9 protein-coding genes are annotated in these 7372 nt (G+C 40.0%); 5 read left to right on the plus strand and 4 right to left on the minus strand.

Going from position 1 to position 7372, the window contains the following annotated elements:
* Both AC1DPQ_RS12230 and AC1DPQ_RS12235 read left to right on the plus strand, forming a co-directional pair.
* Positions 1–295 (plus strand): hypothetical protein (locus AC1DPQ_RS12230; RefSeq protein ID WP_477609483.1); only part of this gene is annotated, 295 nt, incomplete at its 5' end.
* A gap of 87 nt (positions 296–382) precedes the next feature.
* The gene (locus tag AC1DPQ_RS12235) at positions 383–955 is read left to right on the plus strand and encodes a TIGR02466 family protein (protein WP_477580274.1); all 573 of its coding nucleotides are present in this window, start codon (positions 383–385) and stop codon (positions 953–955) included.
* A 287-nt stretch (positions 956–1242) separates the two neighbouring features.
* On the opposite strand, the gene AC1DPQ_RS12240 is transcribed toward AC1DPQ_RS12235, so the two are convergent.
* From AC1DPQ_RS12240 to AC1DPQ_RS12250, 3 genes are all read right to left on the minus strand, one after another.
* Positions 1243–1992 (minus strand): SAM-dependent methyltransferase, encoded by a 750-nt coding sequence (locus tag AC1DPQ_RS12240; protein ID WP_477609485.1) that lies wholly within the window; start codon positions 1990–1992, stop codon positions 1243–1245.
* Positions 1982–3172 carry a cytochrome P450 gene (locus tag AC1DPQ_RS12245; RefSeq protein ID WP_477580265.1) on the minus strand — a complete coding sequence of 397 codons (1191 nt, stop codon included), beginning with the start codon at positions 3170–3172 and terminating at the stop codon, positions 1982–1984. Before AC1DPQ_RS12245 ends, AC1DPQ_RS12240 begins: the two co-directional genes overlap by 11 nt.
* Positions 3173–3345: 173 nt before the next feature.
* Entirely contained in the window at positions 3346–3720 is a 375-nt protein-coding gene (locus AC1DPQ_RS12250; RefSeq protein WP_477609487.1) for a hypothetical protein, read from the minus strand.
* A gap of 183 nt (positions 3721–3903) precedes the next feature.
* Here AC1DPQ_RS12250 and AC1DPQ_RS12255 point away from each other — a divergent pair, with 183 nt between their 5' ends.
* Positions 3904–4107, plus strand: coding sequence for a DUF4160 domain-containing protein (locus AC1DPQ_RS12255; protein WP_477580267.1), 204 nt, complete (start codon positions 3904–3906; stop codon positions 4105–4107).
* 12 nt (positions 4108–4119) lie between these two features.
* Positions 4120–4494: a DUF2442 domain-containing protein gene (locus AC1DPQ_RS12260; RefSeq protein ID WP_477580269.1), complete on the plus strand. Its 375-nt coding sequence runs from the start codon at positions 4120–4122 to the stop codon at positions 4492–4494.
* 232 nt (positions 4495–4726) lie between these two features.
* On the opposite strand, the gene AC1DPQ_RS12265 is transcribed toward AC1DPQ_RS12260, so the two are convergent.
* A complete protein-coding gene (locus AC1DPQ_RS12265; protein ID WP_477580270.1) occupies positions 4727–6880 on the minus strand; it encodes a GH92 family glycosyl hydrolase in 2154 nt (717 codons plus the stop codon).
* A 224-nt stretch (positions 6881–7104) separates the two neighbouring features.
* On the opposite strand from AC1DPQ_RS12265, the gene AC1DPQ_RS12270 reads away from it, so the two are divergent.
* The coding region (locus tag AC1DPQ_RS12270) for a glycoside hydrolase N-terminal domain-containing protein (protein ID WP_477609489.1) at positions 7105–7372 on the plus strand (268 nt) is incomplete at its 3' end.

The following is a 7372-nucleotide window of genomic DNA, read 5'->3' on the forward strand; positions in this document are numbered from 1 at the left end:
TTTCGGTCAGCCTGGAATGGCAACAGCTGTAAAGGCAGGAGCATGGGTTACCGAGAAAGGCGCAGCGCTTGCAGGGTTGGCTGTTAATGGGCCTGTAGCAGCCGGATGGGGAGCTTTGGCCAAGGGAATTGGAACCGGGATAATCAAGAGCGAGGCAATTGGAATTTCCAACAATACCATCAGTAACCTGGCATTTGGCAATAACTGGGATGCTGGTCTTGGCCAGGTCGTATTTAGCTCGGCACTCAGCGGATCAATTGGAGGATTGCAGGTTTCAAACCGGATCAGATATTGAGCACCTTATTGAAAATTGCCTTTGAAGATTTAACAGCTGACATAACGTTATTTTTCATTAATGCACGAATAATTAACTGACTTGTATATGCCTATAGAATATTTCTTTCCCAAAGCATTTTATTATAAGGATGAACTCATCAGTGAAGATGCGAATGAGCGACTGGTCGAAGCCGCTCATTCGCTAAGGCAGGAGTTTCCATTGTCTACAAGGTCCAACCTGTACACTACATACGGTTCTGTCCCAGACATTTTTGCGCGCAGCGAATTTAGTGTTTTGCACAATGGACTGATTAATGAGATCAGCCAATATCTTGATATCCTGGAAACCCGGCCGGGCAACAAGTACGCCATCTCCGATTCATGGGTCAGTATTTCCTCCCCCGGAAATTATGAACGTATGCACACACATGACGGATCTTACATCAGTGGTGTTTATTACATCAGGACGGCCCCGAACTGCGGTGATCTTTCGTTTGAAGAGCTATCGGACAATTTATGGGCATCAGCCCGTACAAAACCCGAAAACTTCAATACGGTAAGGTATGCACCGAAGGATCGGCGTCTTATTTTGTTTAACAGCAAAATACCGCATTCAGTAGGCCAGAATCTTTCATCAAGCGAGCGTATTGCGCTAAGTTTCAACATTATCATCGTATAGCCATTTCACAAAAATGTCTTATTAAGCCCCCATTCAACGCTGGCTTTCTGAAGGAGCTCGCGAAGCGCAGAAACCAACAAAATGGCCGGGTAAACGCATTCGAAAGCTTTAAGACCAAACAGGATCCCAACAATCTTCCTGAACGATTATGTACGGGCTATGCTTAGTTAACCCAAGCAGCCAGACATTCTTAAATAGTCTGGTATCCAGGTTGATGAATGCATCGTCGGAATATCAAACAATTTGTCGTTTAATTGTGCCCATAACGACCATCATTTTTTTTATGATTATTGTTTCTTCAAACTCGTTAGCAGGTAGGCAATAACCGAGTCTTCAAGCCCATCGGCGAGATCTGTCAGCTGCATTGAAGTACGGAGATAATTGCAAAATCCCTTTATGGAAAAATGCTTGATATCGATGCATTGGAGTAGCTGAAAGCCAGCGCCGATGCATAGTTTCGTATAATTATTTATATCAGTAATCAGGTTTGCAGCCGGCACAGACCAGTTTCCAACCCAATCGGTATTGTTCAACAACATGTCCGAAAAAATAAGTTGACCGCCTGGACGAAGTTTTCTGTAAGCGCAATCAAGAAAATCTTTTCGGGTATCAAAATGAAATGCAGCTTCAACACTGACGATTAAATCAAAATATTCGTCCGGGAATTCCATTCGTGTAGCATCCATCACCTGGAAATCAATACCAGCATGAACTTCCTGTGCAAACGAAATCTGCTTTTCAGAAATATTGATACCAACAACGTGCGCGTTACTGAACCGTCGGGCAATGACACTGGAACCCGTTCCCAGTCCGCATCCCGCATCCAATATCCTAATGGGATCCTGCTGCATTGCTACCTGATCAAGATGTTTTATGACGAGCGCCTCGCATGCAGCTTCCAGGGTCGCATGATTGTTGGTCCAATCGCCTACATTATAAAAACCTGAATTGCCATACATGGCTTTCATGGTTTCAGACAGGATCATGTGATCGTACCTCTCAATAAAACCACCCGCAGTGGCCAATTCATTTTTCATGATTCCAGTTTATATCCAATAAAATAGAAGATGGCCCTCTTTGAACGCTGAAATGACTCCAGCTTATATGATCAGCAACAGGAGCGTAAGTGCGCACATGCGCAAAAAAACGGTGCAGGCCAATACCGCCCTGAATTTGCGCAAGTCTCGCGCCTATACACCTAAAAGCACCCGCGCCAAAACCAAGATGGTTTGGTCTTCTGGTCAATATTAATTGATCCGGGTTGTCAAATTTTGCAGGATCCCTGTTTGCCGCACCTATGCTAATGAGCAATTGGCTACCGGCAGGAATAGTAGTGCCGTGAAGATGTATCGGTTCCTGAGTAATTAGCAAAACGGATTGTAGCGGAGAATCATAACGGATCAATTCATCCACGCTATTTATCGCAAACGGCAAGCTTTCGCGAAGCATTGACTGGTCTTCAGTTCTGTCTTGTAATGCTACCAAAGCATTTCCCATAAAATTCATCATATTCTGATGGCCGGCATAAAAAAGTAACACCATCAGTGAAATTATATAAGAATCATTCCGGTCATCAGCTGGCACAACGGTGAGGATAGCACTGCACAAATCCTTACCAGGTGTTTGCCGTTTCAACCCGATCAGCCTTCGCAGCGTGTCGATGAATGTTTTTTTTTGTTCGTCCCCACCATTTATCCATGATTTTTCATCAATAAAACTCAGGTATCCCCCTTGCAAGCGACTCACTATTTGGGAAAACGCATCCACCTCTTCTTGTGGCATCCCCATTACCCGGCAAATCGTTCCGAATGTAAATGGATGGGCATAATCACTCATGAATTCCATACGGGAGGAAAAACGAAGCGCATCGAAAATTTCATCTGCCTGTCGCTTCATGTCATCTTCATCGACTTGGAGCGTTCTGGCAGCAAGCTGGTGCATGATCTGCTTGCGAAATGCAGGCGTATTACCGGGTGCCAGCGCATGTAATGTTTGCGCAATGGCTTTTTCAACCGGACTCAAATACTGAAAAGTTCTGCTGTCCTGCCCCCAATGCGAACAGCGGGGATCACTTAATAACATCATTGCATCCTCATAGCCTGTGATCATCCACATACCTTCGGACGTTCTAAAAACAGGTTTTTCCTGTTGAACCCATTTATACCATGGGTAAGGATCAGCAATTGAATATCGAGGTTCGTCTGCGTTTATTATCATGTTATAGGTAATGGAATGACCAGATGGCTTAAATTTAGAAAATCAGATATAATGTAGAACAGCAGAAAAACAATAAGACATCATCCATTCTCTTCGTAAATGTAAGTAAATTTAATCAACCCCTCAAACCAAATACCAGGGAAGCTTTGGAAAAGATCGATACGTACGGATCACTAAGCTCTAAAGTCTATTCTTTCACTGCCTGTTTCGATATAGAAATAGCTACGATGGATAAAAAGGCTTATAATGAACACAAAGATGAGCGCTATCCAATGACTTAAGTCAGATTTGCTTACACTAGAAGCGAATATAAAGGCCAAAAATCCCCAAGCCAATGAAAAAACAATCGAAAAAATATAACGGAAAACTTTGAATCGAAAAAATAGCATTCCAATAGCGACAATACAAGTCAAGAAAATGGCAATGCCCATAATCCAATCCCAACCATAATGTTTACATAGCCAATAGGCCAAAAATATAGAGATGCCAGCTATCTCAATAAAAACAAGAGGGTACCTGCTTCTTTGTGTTACAGTATATCTTGCCATGCAATTAAAATTAATAAATATTTGAATCAACAAATCTGAGCTTCAGACAATATTTTATACTAAAATATTAAAATTTATTGTAATTGAATAAACACCGTTTTACATCAAACCTTTTCGGTAAGCTAGAGCTTACCATGTAATAGCTTGCTTGGTTAATAACTAAAATAACCATATTTTTGTTATATGCCTACAGTCTTTGAAATCTTCGGATACAGATTCTTTTTTTACAGTAATGAAAATAATGAGCCAATACACGTACATGTAGAAAAAGGTGACGCAGAGGCCAAGATTTGGATGAATCCAATTTTAGAACAATATGTATACGGTTTCAAGCCTCGTGAACGTGAAGAAATTATGGGATTAGTAAAAGAACATGTGATGGAATAATTAAAAGCTGGAATGAACACTTCAAAAAATAAAAATAAAAATACAGACAGTATTGTAAATAAAAGGTCTTCAGATCCGTTTGATAAGTTGATCTTTGAAAAAGGAATTCGCATTCAACAATTTATCATTAGCAAAGAATTAAACCTAATTGTTTTGCTTTTGACAAATAGTGCGGTAATTAAAGTTGCATTAAAGCATTTCCCTAGAATAAAAAATGCCAAGAAGAAAGAGTTAGAAACAGTTGAAATAAGAGGTAATGGTATTGGCCTCCGCTGGAGTTTGATAGATGAAGACATTTCATTAAAAGGTTTGATCAAGGAAGTAGGAATAAATGAAGCACTGAATCGATTACAATCAAAAGATAATCAAGAACTTGCTTTTGTATAATTGGCTCGCTATTAAGCTATTATTTTCTTACAATCTTGAATAAAGCAGATTAAGCATTCAGTAATTCTAACACGCTCTAATTTAAGAATTTTATGATACCAAATCTGCTTTTATTGATAGGGTTGTTTGTATTAGAAATTTGTTTTAACAAAAAAGCGGCTTCCTATTTAGGAGAACGCTTTGCTAGCCATATTTTCTTTCTTCAAATAAACAAATAGTTGCTTAAATAAACTTATCGTGTACCAATTTCTACCTTACCGCCGTTTTTAAACAGATCGTGGGAGATGAAATATCCGTTATTTGCTTTCCCGTTAACTTTAATGTTGGTGATTCCCCTTCCCTTTCCAGGTTTAGTTATTGTTAACAATTTTCCTGTACTGGTTTTCCATTTTACCTCATCAAAAAGTGGAGCCGTAACCAAATATTCGGCATCTGTTGCGGAGAATGGATACAAACCTAAAGAACTGAATACATACCAGGCCGACATTTCACCAGCATCATCCATCCCTGAAAGCGCCAAACCATCGCTCCCTATACCATATAGCTCATTTAAGATTTTATCAATAATTTTTTGTGATTTTTCTGGCTTCCCGATAAATGTATAAGCAAAAGGAGCTTCATGATCGGGCTGATTTCCCTGGCAGTATTGACCAATCATGGTTTCTACATTTCTTGCAATATATTTCGGGTTCCAGGGCACAGTAAACAGGGAATCTAGCTTAGATTCGAACCCTTTTGCACCACCATATAGTTTGATTAAACCTTTCATATCATGAGGCGCATAAAACGAAACCTGCCAGGCGTTGGCTTCCCTGTACATATATTCGTAATAAGGGTATTGTGGATTAAAAGGTTTGATCCAATCGCCATTCTCTAATCTGCCCCTCATAAAGCGCGTACCAGGATCAAACATGTTTTTATAGTTTTTCGATCTCGCCATCAAGGTGCGGTAATTGCTGCTATCACCCAGTTTTTTAGCGATTTGGGCCAGCGAATAATCATCGTAAGCGTATTCCAGTGTTTTAGAAACACCCGCCTTGGCTTTGGTTTCGACATGTGGATTTTTAACATCAGGGTCTGAGATATAACCCTTCTCGATATATTCTTTCACAAATGGACGGGCGCCACCATCTACATTGGCATTACGTAATAAAATTTGATATGTCCCCCTGATATCGAAATCATCTATTCCCCTCAAATAAGCGCCTGCAATAGAAGATGCGCCATGGTCGCCATGAAAAAACGTTGGGATGAAACCTGTTTTATCGCCAACCTCTTTCATCGATTTAATTACATCCAGGGTAACCTTAGGCGTAATTAAACCCAGCAGTACATCCTTATTGCGATAAGTATCCCAAAGGGAAGGTTCGGTATAATAGTTGAAATTACCCTTTACAACGTTGTGCTTAGCATCCTTAAATTCGCCGTTTACATCACTCCGCAAAGCCGGCCATAAAAAAGACCGGTACAAACAAGAATATAACATTTGCTTCTGCTTTTCGGTACCACCCTTTACCTGTATGGTAGATAAAAGCGTTTCCCATTTTGCAGTCGCTTCATTGCGAGTCTCCTGAAAAGTCTTGTTGCCAATCTCTCGTTCCAGGTTTTCTTTGGCATTAGCCGTACTTACAAACGATAAGCCGATTTTAAGTTCCACAGGCGCTGAACCGCCATCAGCCAGGTGCATAATCGCATAGCCTGAGCGTTTACCTACATCAGTCTGATCAAGTTTTTCGATCTTGGCATTTACCGTTGCATAGAAATATACATTTTCTCCACCTTGGAATCCCTGTATAGCAGAAGTACTAACTTGCTCGATATTCCATGTAGAAACCCTGCTATTGGCCTTTCCCATGTCGAAAAGAATCTGTCTGTTAGTGGTATTCTTATAGTCATATTGATGAAATCCACACCTCAAAGTTGAAGTAAGCTTTACATTTATCTTATAATCATTGAGATAAACCTGGTAAAAACCTGGTGCCGAACTTTCATTTTTGTGCGAAAATTTCGATCCGAATTTACCGTTAGCATTAGATAGTGGTAGAATTGGAATGTTGCACAGGTTCCAGTGCCCTTTATTGGTGTGCGCAAAGCCATAAATAGTATCATCTTCATATTCGTAACCTGCACCAGATCCAAATTCGGTAATCGGACTTAACTGCACCATAGCATTGGGTAATGAGCTACCTGGAAAAGTTAAACCCGCCCACGATCGCCAACCCTGTGGCAACTCATAACCTAAAATTTTAGAATCGGTTAAGGGCGCTGTGCCGATAAAAGTATTTACATACTTGGTAAAAGCTGTTTTGGATTGACTTTGAGCGGTATATATGCGCGTAAGGCTCAAAACCAAGATTAAGGTTAGCAATTTGGTTAGCGATTTCATTTTACATAAAACGTTTTAGTGTGTCGTATCAAATATAGAAAATCTATTAAAATCCATTCTAAAATATCATAATAGTTACCAACTAAAATTTCGCTAGTGCAAATTATCGCATGCTTAAATAATTGAATAGTATGCCAATAATCGATATATATTCATCTACTTAGCGGGCAGCGCAATCGTTTGATTATCTATATATTTGATTACACACTAATCAAATAACCAACATGTTTTTTAATTGCAAGCAAGCTATTCTCTGCACGCTAATCTCATTTTCAGCCTTTAGCTTTTTCACGCCTGTTTTCGCTCAACAGAAAGAAAAACCATCTTTATTGCTTTGGGACGATAAACCTGCAAAGAACTGGATGACAGAAGCCTACCCCATTGGTAATGGTCGCATTGGTGGTATGATTTTCGGCAATGTAAATCACGAACATATTCAGTTTAATGATAATACGCTCTGGACCGGAGATGAAAATGATCGCGGTATGTACC

The sequence above is a fragment of the Pedobacter sp. 01T416_2 genome, assembly GCF_056398925.1.